This is a genomic window from Pedobacter gandavensis (assembly GCF_014172405.1).
GTDB classification, from domain to species: Bacteria; Bacteroidota; Bacteroidia; order Sphingobacteriales; family Sphingobacteriaceae; genus Pedobacter; species Pedobacter gandavensis.
On the sequence record NZ_WNXC01000005.1, the window covers coordinates 347,985 to 362,392 of the forward strand.

Genomic DNA, 14,408 nt, shown 5'->3' on the forward strand with positions numbered 1-14,408 from the left:
TTCTTGAATTCTTCTCTAAAGGTGTTTAAAACGCGAACATAATATAAAAATATAGGAAATAGTAAAAAAAACAGGCTATTTGTATGAGACTTTAAAAAAAATCGTTTACTTGCTAAGATCTCAGGTTGGTAACGTATCCCAGAGTACACAAAAGAAAAGATTTATTAAGTACAAATTATATAAAATGTTTAAAAATACCATCTATGCGCTATTGTCCCTCATCACAATAACTCCATTTCTATCTCTCGCACAGAGCACATCAAAAATTGCTCCAAAAAGAGAGTTTCGCGGGGTCTGGGTGGCAACGGTAGCAAATATTGACTGGCCCTCTAAACCAGGCTTAAGTATGGATCAGCAGAAGCAGGAGTTGATCGGTCTTTTAGAAATGCACAAGGCAAATGGAATGAATGCAATCATGTTACAGGTAAGGCCTGCAGCCGATGCTTTCTATGCCAAATCAAGGGAGCCATGGAGCCAATGGTTAACGGGAAAACAAGGGCTTTCTCCGGGGCTTGATTATGATCCTTTGGCCTTTGCGATTAAAGAAGCACATCAGCGTGGCATGGAACTTCATGCCTGGTTCAATCCATATCGCGCCACAACAAGTCCAAGTACGGTAGTGAGTGAGGGTCACATGACCAGAAAACGTCCTGAGTGGTTCTTTACTTACGGAGGTAAGAAGCAGTTTGATCCTGGAATTCCAGCAGTAAGAGAATATATTGTTCAGGTGATTCTGGATGTGGTGAAAGGATATGATGTGGATGGAATCCATTTCGACGATTATTTCTATCCTTATAAAATCGCCGGACAAAAGATCAATGATGAGGCTACATTTAGTAAGTATCCGAATGGTTTTACCAATATCAACGATTGGAGAAGGAATAATGTAGATTTACTGATTGAACAATTGGACGATAGCATCCATTACCATAAAAAGTACGTTAAATTCGGCGTTAGTCCTTTTGGAATCTGGAAAAACGACAATGAAGATGCCTTGGGTTCTGCTACCCGCGGATTATCAAACTTCCATGAATTATTTGCAGATTCTAGAAAATGGATAAAAGAAGGATGGGTCGATTACATCAATCCGCAAATCTATTTCAGCTTTACCCGTAAAGTGGCACCTTTTGCTACCCTGGTAGATTGGTGGAGCAACAATACTTATGGCCGACACCTTTATATCGGTCAGGGGGCATATCTGGTGAATCAAAAGATGGAAGCCGCATGGCGATTGCCTGAGCAAGTGCCAGACCAAATCAGGTATATCCGCGAAAATAACCGCGTTCAGGGGAGTGTATTTTTTAGCTCTAAATCATTTTCAACCGTTGCACGTGCCGTTGGAGATTCCTTGAAGAACGACCTGTACAGATATCCGGCACTGCCACCTCAAATGCCCTGGTTGGATGATGTAGAGCCCAATGCACCACAGGAACTAAGCGCGGAAGTAAAACACGATGGGGTTCACCTGAAATGGGAGAAACCGACGATTGCAAGTGATGGAGAAACGGCTTCGGGATATGTGATTTATCGCTTTAATGAAGGCGTAAAAGTAGATGTTTTGGATGCTAGAAATATCCTTAAAATCAGCTTCGAAAATTACACTTCTTTTATTGACACCAATGTGGAGAAGGGAAAAAGGTATACTTACCTTGTTACTGCGCTAGATCGCCTTAAAAATGAAAGTGATCCAACTAGCCCTGTTGGCATTGAAACGCCTACCTTGGTTAAACTAGGGGAATAAGCGCATCGCAATACATAAAAAATGGCCTGATGTTTTAAGCATCAGGCCATTTTTTGTTTTCAGGATTGCGGATAACTCCAGCAATACCCGTTTATTTTTGTGGAAGCAGGACGAAACGCAGGTAATTGTTTTCGTTCAGGTACTTGCTTGCTGCAGCTTTAGTACTTTCTACTGTTACTTTTTCCAGTAATTTTGGTTGCTGTAACACTAAATCAAGTGGCTCTCCATTTTTAATGACTCCAGCAAGGTAGCCTACCCAGAAACCATTGTTTCTAAGGCTCAGTTCCATCTGACGTTGTTCTTCGGATTTAAATTTCGCCAGGTCATCTGCTGATGCCCCACTTTTCTTGATATTATTCACTTCATCTAAGGATGCCGCGATCAGCTTTTCCACATTTGCAGGTGCGCAGCTAAATGAAATGGTGAAATAATAGTGAGCGTTCGGATATTTGCTGGTGCTTAAGCTTACATTCGGGCTGTATACGCCACTTTCTTTCTCTCTCAAGCGCTCTAGAATTTTGATCTTTAAGGCTTCGTTTAGGGCGTCTAACTGAACGTTGTTTTCTGAGGAGTAATCGTAATCTCCATGCAGATATAACTGAACAGCAGCTTTATCTTCCAATCCTTTATAGACCGTTTTGCTGATTTTTCCTACCGGAGGTCTTACGCCATTGTCTGCAAAGTTTTGTGGTTTTCCTGCTGCCGGCAAGCTGGCCAGGTAAGTTTCGATTAGTGGTTTAATGGTATTCACATCAAAAGCGCCTACAATCACAAATGTTTGGTCTCCAAGATCTGCAAAGCGTTCTTTATAGAACCCGAAAGCTTTATCCAGGGAGATTTTATCCAGGTCTTTTAAGTTGATTGGCATTCCACGCTCATGATAAGAGGACAATACTGCCTGAACGGTATCTGCGAAAACACTGTTCGGATTCGCATTTTTATTGCCGAGTATCACTTTGTAATCGCTCATGTTTTTATTGAAAATATCTACGTCCTTTCTCGGTTTAGTGGCATAAGCATAAACCAATTGGAACGCAGTTTCCAAGTCTTTCGGCGAAGCGTTGCCCGTAAAACCCTGGTAAAGTTCGCTCACATAAGCGTCGGCACTTCCGGTATTTCCAGCAAGCAATTTATTCAGATTAGAAGGGTTAAATTCTCCAACACCACTTTCAGGAATCAGGCTCACCATCTCGGCAGAGCGGAAATCTCCATTACTGGCCAGGGAAGTTCCACCTTTACCGAAAGAACTGAAAACAATTTGATCATTTTTAAAATCTGTAGGCTTCAGTAACACTTTGATGCCATTGCTTAAGGTCAATTCGGTGACGCCTATGGCATCAATTTTCTTTTCAGCAACAACTTTTCCGGCTGTAGGTTTTTTGTCCAGTAGCGGCTTGTTGATCGAGTTGTCTACGTAAGGAGTTACTCCATTTCCTGCATTTTTCAAAGTAGCCAATAATTGTGCTTCCGTAGGCAATGTCGCCTTGTCTTTTTCAGGTGCCTGAACCAGTATGATCTGGTTGTCTTTCGTAATTAAGGTTTTCGCCAAGGCATTGATTTCGGCAAGGCTAACCTCTTCCAATGTCTTTTTAGTCAGTTCGTAACCGAATTCTGTGGAGGCAATGCTGCTGCCTTCCAGAAAATTATTCAGGTATTTCTGAACAAAACTGGCAGAAGGGGTTTTGTCTTTTTCTTTCAGGCGTTTTTCATTAGCGGCACTGATATTTTTTTTCGCAATCTCCAGTTCTGAGGGTAGAAATCCGAATTTACTCAGGCGTTCATTTTCTGCTAAACCTGCGGTGAGGGCTTTTTCTAAGGTGGCACCTGAGTTGGCAACCACTACGGTTTGAAAAGCATTAATGTTCGGTACCAAGCCCCCCTGGAAAGGTCCAAAGTTAGATTGTGCGAATAAAAATGGGGCATTCCCTTTTTGAAGGATTTCTTGCAAACGTGCCGCGATCATGCTGTTGATCATGGAGTACATCAGACTTTTTTTAAAGTCTGCCGTAGTTTTGACCACACCACCACGTTGTTTGTACATGATTTGAGCAATATTGTAAGGTTGCTCAGGATCTGTAATGATTTTTACTAAAGGCTCCTTGTTATCTGGAAGATCATAGGTTAAACGTGGTCTTGGATTGGCTGGGTTCTTCAGGTCTGAGAAGTTCTGTTTGATCAGCTGCTCCACTTCATTCACCTCAAAATCACCTACAGCGATCACGGCCTGTAGTTCCGGACGGTACCAATCTTTATAGAAATTGCGGATTTTATCGTGTGTAAAAGTTTGTAGCAAATCCACTTTACCAATTGGCAGGCGGTTTTCATAGCGAGAGCCTTTCAGGATCAAAGGCAACATTTGCTTTTGCATTCTTTCCTGTGCATTTTTTCCACGCTGACGATCTTCTTCTATGATGACCCCACGTTCTTTGTCGATTTCCTCTCCCTCCATACTGATTTTTCCTGCCCAGTTCGCCAGGATTTTAAAGCCTGATTTGAATACAGCAGCACTATCTGTAGGGATTGGCAATTGATAAACCGTTTGGTTAAAGCCGGTATAGGCATTTAAGTCAGCACCGAAACGAACACCTGCTTTTTGCAGGTAATTGATCATCTCATTTTTGGGGAAATCTTTGGAGCCATTAAAGGCCATGTGTTCTGTAAAATGTGCCAGTCCTTGCTGATCATCATTTTCCATCAAAGAACCAATCCGGGTTGCCAGATACAATTCTGCCCTGTTTTTGGGTTCTGTATTCTTTCTTATATAATAGGTCAGTCCGTTGGGAAGCTTACCAATTTTTACGTTTGGGTCATTGGGAATAGCCTGTCCTGTTGATTTCTTTGCGGGACTGGAGCTATTGGTTTTTGCGGCGGTTGTCTTTTTCTGGGCATAGCCGGGGCTATAGATCACCAGTTGTGCGACAAGTCCTATCGCAAGGATATAAATGTTCTTCTTCATGTAGTTTGTTGATAAGTTAGACTAAATTATAGTTTTATAATGGTTTTTTGTTAAACTTCAGGAAAGAATTTTAATAGGAATTAACACCAGCTAAGTAGGTTAGGTGATCGGGATAGCGGCATCCAGGCAGGGAGAATTTAGCAAAAAAAAAACCGCTAAGCCATAAAGCTTAGCGGTTCTGTAAGTATTGGGATAAACAGACTAGAAATGGTAACGAACAAATGCTTCCATTGCTTCGTATTCTGCTAATCCAAGCTTGTCATAAGCCTCTGCAGTTTCTCTATTTCTATCTTCAGCTCTCACCCAGAATTCTCTGGCGTCATCACCAGGGAATACTGCGCGGTCTTTTTGTGATTGGTGTTTGAAAATAGCGAATTTCTTTTTCTCTACTTCTTGTGGGCTTAATGGTACAGCCATTTCGATTTCAAAAGTATCAAACTCTAACCATGCACCACGGTATAACCATAACCAGCAGTCTTTAACCCAGCTTTCAGTTTTGGCCAGTCTTTGTAATGCTGATAAAATGATATTGAAACATACGATGTGTGTACCATGTGGATCTTCAAAATCTCCTGCAGCAAATACTTGCTCTGGTTTTACTTTTTGTAAAAGCTCCATCGTTAGTTCGATGTCTCTTTCTGTTACCGGGTTCTTCTTAGTTTTTCCACTTTCGTAGAAAGGAAGCGCCATGAAATGAATATGATCATCATCTAAACCGCAGAATCTTGCGCCAGCAATTGCTTCTCCTTTTCTGATCAATCCTTTAACAGATTGCAATTCTGGAGTATCTACCTGGTTGGGTTGTTTGGTCTCAATAAAGCTGCGGATATTTTGGTAAATATCTTTCATTCCTTGCTGAGGCATTCCCATTTTTTCTGAGAAATCGATGTTGAATTCTACGAAACGAAGGGCATCATCATCCCAAACGGCAGTGTTACCTGAAGTTTGGTAAGCCACATGTACATCATGTTTCTGATCTACCAGACGAATGAAGGTACCTCCCATAGAGATCACATCATCATCAGGATGTGGTGAGAAAATAATTACACGTTTGTTAGCTGGCTCCGCACGTTCTGGTCTTTGAGAATCATCCGCGTTTGGTTTACCACCTGGCCATCCAGTGATGGTGTGTTGTAATTTATTGAAAATATGAATGTTGATGTTATAAACCGGACCTTGTTCCACTGCAAGCTGAGCCATACCGTGGTTGTTATAGTCGTCTTCAGTCAGTTTTAAAATTGGCTTACTTAAAGTATTTGCCAACCAGATTACTGCTTTTCTGGTCAGAACTTCGTCCCAGATGCAATCTTTTACCAACCAAGGTGTATCAAAACGTGTCAATAAAGAAGCTGCATCTTTATCGAGAATAAATTCTACATGATCAGATAATTGCAGGTAAGTAGCAGGAACTTCACTTGAAATTTCACCTTCTACTGCTTTTTTAATGATGGAAGCTTTCTTTTGATTCCAGGCCATAAGAATGATCTCACGGGCTTTGAAAATGGTACCGATACCCATGGTGATTGCTTTTGTAGGCACAAAAGTTTTACCACCAAAGTCGCGCGCAGCATCTCTTCTGGTTAAGTCGTCAAGTGTAACTAAACGGGTTCCTGAGTTTGGCGCAGAACCAGGCTCATTGAAACCAATGTGACCAGTACGACCGATACCCAGAATCTGGATGTCTAAACCACCAACTTCAGTGATTTTTTTCTCGTAAGCTAAACAGAAAGCAGGAATGTCTTCTAGTTTTAAGGTCCCATCAGGAATGTTTACGTTTTCTTTTTCAATGTCAATATGATCAAATAAATGATCATTCATGAAGGATACATAGCTCTGTGCAGCATCAGGCTGCATAGGGTAGTATTCATCAAGGTTGAATGTGATTACATTTTTAAAGCTCAAACCTTCTTCCTTATGCATTCTAACTAATTCCGCGTACACCCCAATTGGTGTAGCTCCGGTAGCTAGGCCTAAGACAGCCTTGGAATTGTTCTTTTGTTTTTCTTTAATAAGGTCCCCGATGCGGTGAGCAACACTTAAAGATGCTGCTGTAGGATTTTCAAAGACAGAAACGGGCAGTTTTTCAAAACGCGTTTCTTCCAGAAGATTTAATCTTGCCATTTAATTGTTCTTAAATTTTGTACGGAGCAGTAAATATAGGGACTCTGTGGACTTAATCCAAATTTTTAACTCCGTCCTTGTTTTTGTTTGAAATTGGTAATCTTATTGGGTGTTTATTGTGAAATTGTTAGTTTTTTTAAGGATTCCGGCGGATTTTTTATGAAATCCCTTGGGGGAATTGATTTTAGCTTATTTTAGTGTCCAAGAAAAAGGCATCATGAATTCAAACTGGAAACAACTCTTCGAAATACTGCAAAAACAGGAACGTCTGATTATAGGATTGATGTCCGGCACTTCATTAGATGGTCTGGATATTGCACTTTGTTCGGTAAAGGGCAGTGGGCCAGCCACAAAGCTAAAGGTGTTGGAATTTACGACGGTTCCTTATGCTGAGGAGTTTAAGCGTGAAGTAAAATCTGTTTTTTCCAGAAGAGATGCTGATCTTCAGATGGTGTGTTTGATGAATGAAAAGATTGGCCTGCAGCATGCCGCCTTGATTTTGGAAACCTTGAAGGGCTGGGGAAGAAGTCCTTCGGAAATTGATGTGATCGCAAGTCACGGGCAAACAATTTTTCATGCACCGGCGTCATTGCACGATCTGAAGGATTATCCCAACGGCACCCTTCAAATTGGAGATGGCGACCATATCGCGGTAAAAACAGGGATCATCACGATTGCTGATTTTCGGCAGAAGCACCTGGCGGCAGGAGGAGAGGGTGCCCCATTGGCAGTTTACGGAGATTATCTGCTCTTTTCAAAAGCTGGAGAAGACCGCATCATGCTCAATATCGGTGGGATTGCGAATTTCACCTATTTGCCCGCAGATCAGGATGCCTCCAAAGTTTTTTCTACAGATGTTGGTCCTGGGAATACCATGATGGATCAATACATTCAGCAGCAGTACCCAGGATTGTATTACGATGAAAATGGAGCGATAGCAAGTAAAGGACAGGTGAATGGGGACTTATTAACAGCTTTGTTAACAAATGAATTCCTGGATGCAGATTTTCCGAAAACAACCGGACCTGAGCTTTTCAATCTCCACTATTTATCTGCGGCACAACAACGTTCAGATACCTTAAATCTGCGAAAAGAAGATGTGCTGGCGACGCTATGCGCTTGTTCGGCAAAGGTCATCCTAACTGCGATACTGAAATGTTTTGGCACTGGGGCAACACCTTATATATATATGAGTGGTGGAGGAATGCACAATCCACTGTTGGTGGAGCTGTTGAAATCAGGCCTGCCCAATGCACAATTCAGGACTACCGATGACTTGGAGATCAATCCGGATGCGAAGGAGGCAGTGCTTTTTGCCGTTCTTGCTAATGAGACTTTAGTAGGGGAAAAAACCAATTTCGGAGATCGGGAGGGTGTGCCTTCCATTCGTATGGGAAAAATCTGTTTGCCAGATTAAAGGGAGAATACGGAATCTAGCTGCTCCTCTCATAAATTTTCCTATTTTTGCAGCCAAACTATAATATATTATGGCAAGTTTTACACTTACTCCTGAGACCTGGACAAAGGTTAAAATTAAGTTTCTTAGAAAATACCGTGACTTAGCGAAAGAGAACCTCACTTTTGTGCCTGGACAAGAAGATCAGTTGGTAGAGCAATTGATGGCTTTAGTGAAAAGAGACCGGACCTATGTGGAATTTACCATTAAGAAAGCATTGGCTGATCCTACAGGTAACAGGCTATAATTCCCAATAGCCTATTGAGTTCCAAGCCTTTTTTGTAAATTTACCTTTCAACAGATGGGTAAAATGAAAAAAATCAGACTTGTAGCCGCCTTTTCACTGATCGCTTTTGCTTCTTTAAGCTGGTCTTTTAAGGAAGATCTTTTTCAGGTTTCCAAAAACCTGGATATTTTCGCGTCTTTATATAAAGAGATTAACATCAATTATGTAGACGAAACGAATCCATCCGACCTCATGCGCAGCAGTATTGATGCCATGCTCGATGGATTAGATCCCTATACAGAATACATTCCGGAGTCTGAAGTTGAAGACTATAAACTAAAATATGTAAGTACCCAATACGGGGGCATCGGGGCAAGTACGCTTTTTATTGAAGGAAAGCTATTTGTAAATGAGGTTTCAGAAGGGTATCCTGCGGATAAACAAGACTTGAAACCTGGCGATCAGATTGTGAAGATCAACGATGTAGCGGTAAAAGGAAAAGAACGTGCACAGGTTAGTCAGTTGTTGCGAGGTCCCAGAGGTTCAGCGTTGACCTTGTTGATCATCAGAAACGGGGCACTCATCACCAAAAACCTCAATCGCGATGAGATCAAGCAACCGAATGTACTTTATTCAGGTATGACGGATGATCATTTTGCCTATATCCGTTTGGATAAATTTCTGGAAAATGCCGCACAAGAAGTCAAAGACGCTGCCATCAACCTCAACAAACAACAGCCTAAAGGAATGATCCTGGACTTGCGCTATAATGGTGGTGGAATCTTACAGGAGGCCGTTAAAATTGTGAATATCTTTGTGAATAAAGACATTTTAGTGGTGACCCAAAAAGGTAGAAACCCGCAGAAAACCATTACTTATAAGACCTTAGCAGATCCGTTACTCCCACAAATCCCATTGGTGATTTTAGTGGGTGGCAATTCAGCCTCAGCTTCAGAAATCGTGGCAGGCGCACTACAGGATTTAGATCGGGCCATCATTGTTGGACAACGTAGTTACGGAAAAGGTCTGGTTCAGCAAACCTTTCCCCTGCCTTATAACAGCTTGGTAAAAGTAACTGTAGCTAAATATTTCACACCTTCTGGCAGATGTATCCAAGCGATGGACTACGCACATAAAGATGTCAACGGAAAAACGCCTAAAGTAGCGGACTCATTGATGAATAAATTCAGTACCCGTATCGGCAGAAGTGTTTATGATGGCAATGGTATTTATCCGGATATCCTGGTGGAAACGGCAAAATTAAGCCCAATCACCATATCTTTGCTCAATAAAAGCTTGTTTTTCGATTATGCAAATGCGTATAAAAAGGACCATAAAACCATTGCTCCTGCGGAAGGTTTTCAATTGACAGATCAGGATTATACGGCTTTCTTAAGTTCCCTTGACGGAAAGGATTATGCCTATGTCTCTAAAACGGAGCGTCTATTGGCTGATTTACGTACGGAGGCTGAAAAAGAGAACAAACTGCCGGCAGTAAAGGCTGATCTTGAAGACCTTAAAACGAAAATGTTGGGGGCTAAGAAAACGGACCTGACCACCTTTAAACCAGAGATCAAAAGAGTATTGGAAACCCAGATCGTAAGCAGGTATTATTATGAAAAAGGAAAGGTGATTCAAGCTTTTCAATATGATAAAGAGCTGACAGCAGCGAAAGCAGTGTTGGGCAATGCGTCAAAGATGTTGGCTATATTGAAAGGGGAGGGCGAATATAAAACTATAGGCAGCCCAATCAAGACAATTGCGGCTGCTCCTATAGAAAATTAGTTAGTGTAGCTTAACAACCAGTCCGTCCATTGCAGGACTCAACTGAAGCTGACAAGCTAACCTTGAGTTTGGAAGTAAATCTGGTAAGGTATCCAGCATGGCATATTCGTCATCGGTCATCTCATTCAGTTTTTCTTCTCCTTCCAACACGTCTACGCAACAAGTTGCACAAAGTGCCATTCCACCACAGGTGGCAAGAATATCGTATTCACAAGCTTTTAGGTATTCCATTAAGCTTAGGCCCATATCTACTGGTGCCTCTAGTGTTGTTCTACTGCCGTCCGGATTTTGAACGTGCAGGGTAATGTTATTTTCTTCCATGCTTAGAATTCGGCAACGCCGTTAACGGTAGTGTATTTCATGGTATATTTTACTCCTGGATTCATGTACTGGTAAGCACTATGACTCATTAATGCTGCTTCGTGGAAACCGCAAAGGATTAATTTCAATTTGTTGGTGTAAGTATTGATGTCGCCAATAGCGTAGATACCCGGTATATTAGTCGAGTAATCATCCGTATTTACTTCAATTGCACTTTTGTTGATGTTTAAGTTCCATTGCTCAATCGGGCCTAATTTAGGGCTCAATCCGAAAAGAGGAATTAAATGATCTGCCTGGATCGTGCTTTTTTCTAAACTGCGGTTGTGAACCAATTCAACAGTTTCCAATTTTCCGTTTCCATGAACAGAGCTTAGGTTGCTGTTTAATACCAGGTTAATCTTTCCGCTTTCTGCTAAAGCCATTACTTTATTTACAGAATCCGGTGCGCCACGGAAGCTTTCGCTACGGTGAACTAAGGTCAATTCGTCTACGATATCTGCAAGGAAAATCGTCCAGTCTAAAGCAGAGTCACCACCACCGGCGATAACCATTTTCTGACCGCGGTATTTTTCAGGATCAAGGATCATATAATTCACCCCTTTACCATTTTCAAATTGCTCTAGTCCTTCTACTGCTGGTTTACGGGGTTCAAAACAACCTAATCCGCCAGCAATTACCACTACTTTAGCTTCGATGATCGTGCCCATGTTAGTGGTCAATACAAAATCTCCTTCGCCACGTTTCTCCAGACCTTCAATACGCTCTCCTAAAGTAAAGCCAGGGTGGAAAGGTTTCCCTTGTTCCATGAGGTTGTCAATCAATTCCTGAGCAAGTACTGTTGGGTAGCCTGGGATATCATAAATAGGTTTCTTAGGATATATTTCGGACAATTGACCACCTACCTGAGGTAAGTAATCGATCAAATGACAACGCATTTTAAGGAGTCCTGCTTCAAAAATTGCAAATAAACCAACGGGTCCGGCGCCAATAATGGCTATATCTGTAGAAATCATGTGTTTAAATTTTGTGCGAATTTACGAACTTTTGTTTTAATAATGGTGGTTGTTTAGATATATTCTAGATAATTGGTAGAACTTATGACAAAGTTGCGATATTTTTTTTACTTATCTTTGTTCATACTGATGACAAAAAACATATATTTTGCTTCTGATTTCCATCTGGGTTCTCCCAATCATCAGGAAAGTAGAAAGCGCGAAGATCGGATCATTCGTTGGTTAAATGCTATAGAGAGCAGTTGTGCTGAGCTTTTTTTGATGGGCGATATCTTTGATTTCTGGTTTGAATACCGGGAAGTGATACCAAAAGGTTTCGTTCGTCTGCAGGGAAAGCTGGCAGCTATGACTGACGCAGGAATTAAAATTTATTTTTTCAAGGGCAACCATGACATGTGGGTGAAAGATTATTTTACCACAGAGATGGGGATTGAAGTGATTAGTGATGAGCTGATCATGGAGCGTAATGGCAAAAGTTTTTACCTGCATCACGGTGATGGACTGGGGCCTGGTGATGAGAAATATAAAATCTTAAGAAAGATATTCAGAAACCCAATTTGCCAGTGGTTATTTTCTATTGTACCGCCGCGCATTGGCTTAGGAATTGCCAATTGGTGGTCTGGAAGTAGTAGAGTGGCGAATAAAACGGAGGAAGCATTTCATGGGGAAGAATTCGAATGGTTGGCGATTTATGCAAAAGAACAATTGCAGCAGGCCCATTATGATTATTTCGTTTTTGGACACCGTCACTTGCCCTTAGAGATCGATCTGAACGGCAAAAGCAAGTATGTGAACCTCGGGGAATGGATTAATTTTAATTCTTATGCGGTATTTGATGGCAAAGAATTAACACTGAAGTATTTCGAAAAGTAATCAATAGGGGTACAAGAATCCGGTAAGCAATAAATTTTTAGTGTCAATTAACTGAAAAAGCCGTATTTTTGCTTCCCAAAATAAATCAATTGCCAGGACCGGGTCCGCAGGACGGATCTGAATGGAAAGGGCAACAAGTTTTAATTTTCTGAAAAAAGAATATGTTAGAGAAATTAGAAGCAATTAAGTTACGCTGGGAAGACGTTGAAGAACAGTTGAGTAATCCTGATACGATGCAGGATATGAAGCGTTTTGCTGCTTTAAATAAAGAGTATAAAGATTTAGGCAAGATTGTAGACCAATATAAAGTTTACAAGAATGTAATGAGCAATATCGAAGCAAACAAGGAGATCTTATCTACGGAGAAGGATGCCGAGATGCGCGAAATGGCTAAAGAAGAATTGGATCTGTTGTTAAAGCAGCAGGAAGAACTGGAAGAGAAAGTACGTTTGATGCTGATTCCTGTAGATCCTGAAGATGCTAAAAATGCAGTATTTGAGATTCGTGGTGGTACTGGTGGTGATGAAGCAGCTTTATTTGCTGGTGATTTATACCGTATGTATAGCCGTTTCTTTGAGCAAAAAGGCTGGAAGGTAGAAACTGTTGATGTAACTGAAGGTACTGCTGGTGGTTATAAAGAGGTGATCCTGAAAGTAAGCGGAGAAGATGTTTACGGACAATTGAAATATGAATCGGGTGTACACCGTGTACAACGTGTACCAGATACAGAAACTCAAGGTCGTGTGCATACTTCAGCAGCTTCTGTTGCCGTATTACCGGAAGCGGAAGAGATCGATTTATACCTTAATCCAGCAGATATTGACTTACAAACTTCCCGTTCAGGTGGAGCCGGTGGTCAGAATGTGAACAAGGTAGAGACGAAAGTGCAATTGACCCACAGACCTTCGGGACTGGTTGTGGTTTGTCAGCAGGAGCGTTCTCAGCTTGGAAACAGAATTATTGCCATGGAGATGCTACGTAGTAAGTTATATGATATCGAATTGCAGAAGAAAAATGGCGACATTGCTGCGAGACGTAAGACGATGGTGTCTACTGGTGACCGCTCTGCGAAGATCAGAACATACAACTATCCACAGGGTAGAGTAACAGATCACCGTATCGGATTGACACTTTATAACCTAAATCATGTGATGGATGGTGGTGTTCAGGAATTGATCGATGCGTTACAGTTTGCAGAGAATGCTGAAAAGATGAAAGAAGGCTCTGTGGCTTAATCAGTTACGATTATTTCAAAAAATAGTTTGTAAATATAAATAAAGACTCTATATTTGCAATCCCGAAAGGGAACAACGGACCGGTAGTTCAGCTGGTTAGAATGCCGCCCTGTCACGGCGGAGGTCGCGGGTTCGAGTCCCGTCCGGTCCGCAAAAGTTACTCAGTCGAGAACTTGAAGTTGTTAAGTAGAGGATCTACTATAAAATCCACCCGTAAGGGAAACACGGACCGGTAGTTCAGCTGGTTAGAATGCCGCCCTGTCACGGCGGAGGTCGCGGGTTCGAGTCCCGTCCGGTCCGCAAAAAGCCACTCCAACGAGTGGCTTTTTTGATTTACGGCTTTTTTTTACATCCTAAAATAAGGGATCAAGCGGAATTCTTGGGATCAAGCGGAATTCTTGGGGGAATGAAATAAATTCTTTCTTTTGCATTTATAAACCAACCGAGAATTTTCATTTTGAGTGACGCTGCAGAAACCCTTATCAGTTTATTATTACCAGAAGGTATCCTTGATTATTTTGAGTTAACCAAAGTAGAGAAAGAAGCTAAGATACTGAACTTCTACCTTGAAGAGAAGAATATAGCCCCGGAAGGCTATGATAAAAAAGATCTTGAATCCAAAGGATTCTTCCCAGAAGTTGGCATCCAGGACTTTCCAATTCGTGGTCAGAAAGTAGCCTT

The 14,408-nt window shown here is 41.5% G+C and carries 11 protein-coding genes and 2 tRNA genes; 9 read left to right on the top strand and 4 right to left on the bottom strand.

The window, feature by feature from the left end:
- Positions 1-184 precede the first annotated feature (184 nt).
- A complete protein-coding gene (locus GM920_RS15645) occupies positions 185-1,741 on the top strand; it encodes a glycoside hydrolase family 10 protein (RefSeq protein WP_182959183.1) in 1,557 nt (518 codons plus the stop codon).
- 91 nt (positions 1,742-1,832) lie between these two features.
- Here GM920_RS15645 and GM920_RS15650 read toward each other — a convergent pair whose 3' ends face one another.
- Together GM920_RS15650 and nagB are read right to left on the bottom strand one after the other, a co-directional pair.
- Complete coding sequence (locus GM920_RS15650) at positions 1,833-4,697, bottom strand: M16 family metallopeptidase (protein WP_182959184.1); 2,865 nt, start codon at positions 4,695-4,697, stop codon at positions 1,833-1,835.
- Between the two features lie 201 nt (positions 4,698-4,898).
- On the bottom strand, positions 4,899-6,818 hold the full coding sequence (nagB, locus tag GM920_RS15655; RefSeq protein WP_182959187.1) for a glucosamine-6-phosphate deaminase: 1,920 nt from the start codon (positions 6,816-6,818) through the stop codon (positions 4,899-4,901).
- 217 nt (positions 6,819-7,035) lie between these two features.
- On the opposite strand from nagB, the gene GM920_RS15660 reads away from it, so the two are divergent.
- The 3 genes from GM920_RS15660 to GM920_RS15670 all read left to right on the top strand — a co-directional run bounded on the left by GM920_RS15660 (position 7,036) and on the right by GM920_RS15670 (position 10,285).
- Positions 7,036-8,235, top strand: coding sequence for an anhydro-N-acetylmuramic acid kinase (locus GM920_RS15660; RefSeq protein WP_182959189.1), 1,200 nt, complete (start codon positions 7,036-7,038; stop codon positions 8,233-8,235).
- 70 nt (positions 8,236-8,305) lie between these two features.
- Positions 8,306-8,521, top strand: a complete 216-nt coding sequence (locus tag GM920_RS15665; protein WP_182959192.1) for a hypothetical protein — start codon at positions 8,306-8,308, stop codon at positions 8,519-8,521.
- A gap of 63 nt (positions 8,522-8,584) precedes the next feature.
- Positions 8,585-10,285: a S41 family peptidase gene (locus GM920_RS15670; protein WP_182959194.1), complete on the top strand. Its 1,701-nt coding sequence runs from the start codon at positions 8,585-8,587 to the stop codon at positions 10,283-10,285.
- On the opposite strand, the gene GM920_RS15675 is transcribed toward GM920_RS15670, so the two are convergent.
- On the bottom strand, positions 10,286-10,606 hold the full coding sequence (locus tag GM920_RS15675) for a 2Fe-2S iron-sulfur cluster-binding protein (RefSeq protein ID WP_062546508.1): 321 nt from the start codon (positions 10,604-10,606) through the stop codon (positions 10,286-10,288).
- Between the two features lie 2 nt (positions 10,607-10,608).
- Positions 10,609-11,619 (bottom strand): NAD(P)/FAD-dependent oxidoreductase, encoded by a 1,011-nt coding sequence (locus tag GM920_RS15680; RefSeq protein ID WP_182959198.1) that lies wholly within the window; start codon positions 11,617-11,619, stop codon positions 10,609-10,611.
- A gap of 129 nt (positions 11,620-11,748) precedes the next feature.
- On the opposite strand from GM920_RS15680, the gene GM920_RS15685 reads away from it, so the two are divergent.
- From GM920_RS15685 to GM920_RS15705, 5 genes are all read left to right on the top strand, one after another.
- A complete protein-coding gene (locus tag GM920_RS15685) occupies positions 11,749-12,492 on the top strand; it encodes a UDP-2,3-diacylglucosamine diphosphatase (RefSeq protein ID WP_182959201.1) in 744 nt (247 codons plus the stop codon).
- Between the two features lie 161 nt (positions 12,493-12,653).
- The gene (gene prfA, locus GM920_RS15690; RefSeq protein WP_182959204.1) at positions 12,654-13,727 is read left to right on the top strand and encodes a peptide chain release factor 1; all 1,074 of its coding nucleotides are present in this window, start codon (positions 12,654-12,656) and stop codon (positions 13,725-13,727) included.
- 77 nt (positions 13,728-13,804) lie between these two features.
- Positions 13,805-13,878, top strand: a tRNA-Asp gene (locus tag GM920_RS15695).
- Positions 13,879-13,953: 75 nt separating this feature from the next.
- Positions 13,954-14,027: transfer RNA gene (locus tag GM920_RS15700), tRNA-Asp, on the top strand.
- 157 nt (positions 14,028-14,184) lie between these two features.
- The coding region (locus GM920_RS15705; RefSeq protein WP_449581075.1) for an ISAon1 family transposase N-terminal region protein at positions 14,185-14,408 on the top strand (224 nt) is incomplete at its 3' end.

What these genes read in the sequence shown, in the direction of transcription:
- GM920_RS15645 (WP_182959183.1), top strand. Translation starts at nt 185, where the DNA reads ATGTTTAAAAATACCATCTATGCGCTATTGTCCCTCATCACAATAACT.
- GM920_RS15650 (WP_182959184.1), bottom strand. Translation starts at nt 4,697, where the DNA reads ATGAAGAAGAACATTTATATCCTTGCGATAGGACTTGTCGCACAACTG.
- nagB (WP_182959187.1), bottom strand. Translation starts at nt 6,818, where the DNA reads ATGGCAAGATTAAATCTTCTGGAAGAAACGCGTTTTGAAAAACTGCCC.
- GM920_RS15660 (WP_182959189.1), top strand. Translation starts at nt 7,036, where the DNA reads ATGAATTCAAACTGGAAACAACTCTTCGAAATACTGCAAAAACAGGAA.
- GM920_RS15665 (WP_182959192.1), top strand. Translation starts at nt 8,306, where the DNA reads ATGGCAAGTTTTACACTTACTCCTGAGACCTGGACAAAGGTTAAAATT.
- GM920_RS15670 (WP_182959194.1), top strand. Translation starts at nt 8,585, where the DNA reads ATGAAAAAAATCAGACTTGTAGCCGCCTTTTCACTGATCGCTTTTGCT.
- GM920_RS15675 (WP_062546508.1), bottom strand. Translation starts at nt 10,606, where the DNA reads ATGGAAGAAAATAACATTACCCTGCACGTTCAAAATCCGGACGGCAGT.
- GM920_RS15680 (WP_182959198.1), bottom strand. Translation starts at nt 11,619, where the DNA reads ATGATTTCTACAGATATAGCCATTATTGGCGCCGGACCCGTTGGTTTA.
- GM920_RS15685 (WP_182959201.1), top strand. Translation starts at nt 11,749, where the DNA reads ATGACAAAAAACATATATTTTGCTTCTGATTTCCATCTGGGTTCTCCC.
- prfA (WP_182959204.1), top strand. Translation starts at nt 12,654, where the DNA reads ATGTTAGAGAAATTAGAAGCAATTAAGTTACGCTGGGAAGACGTTGAA.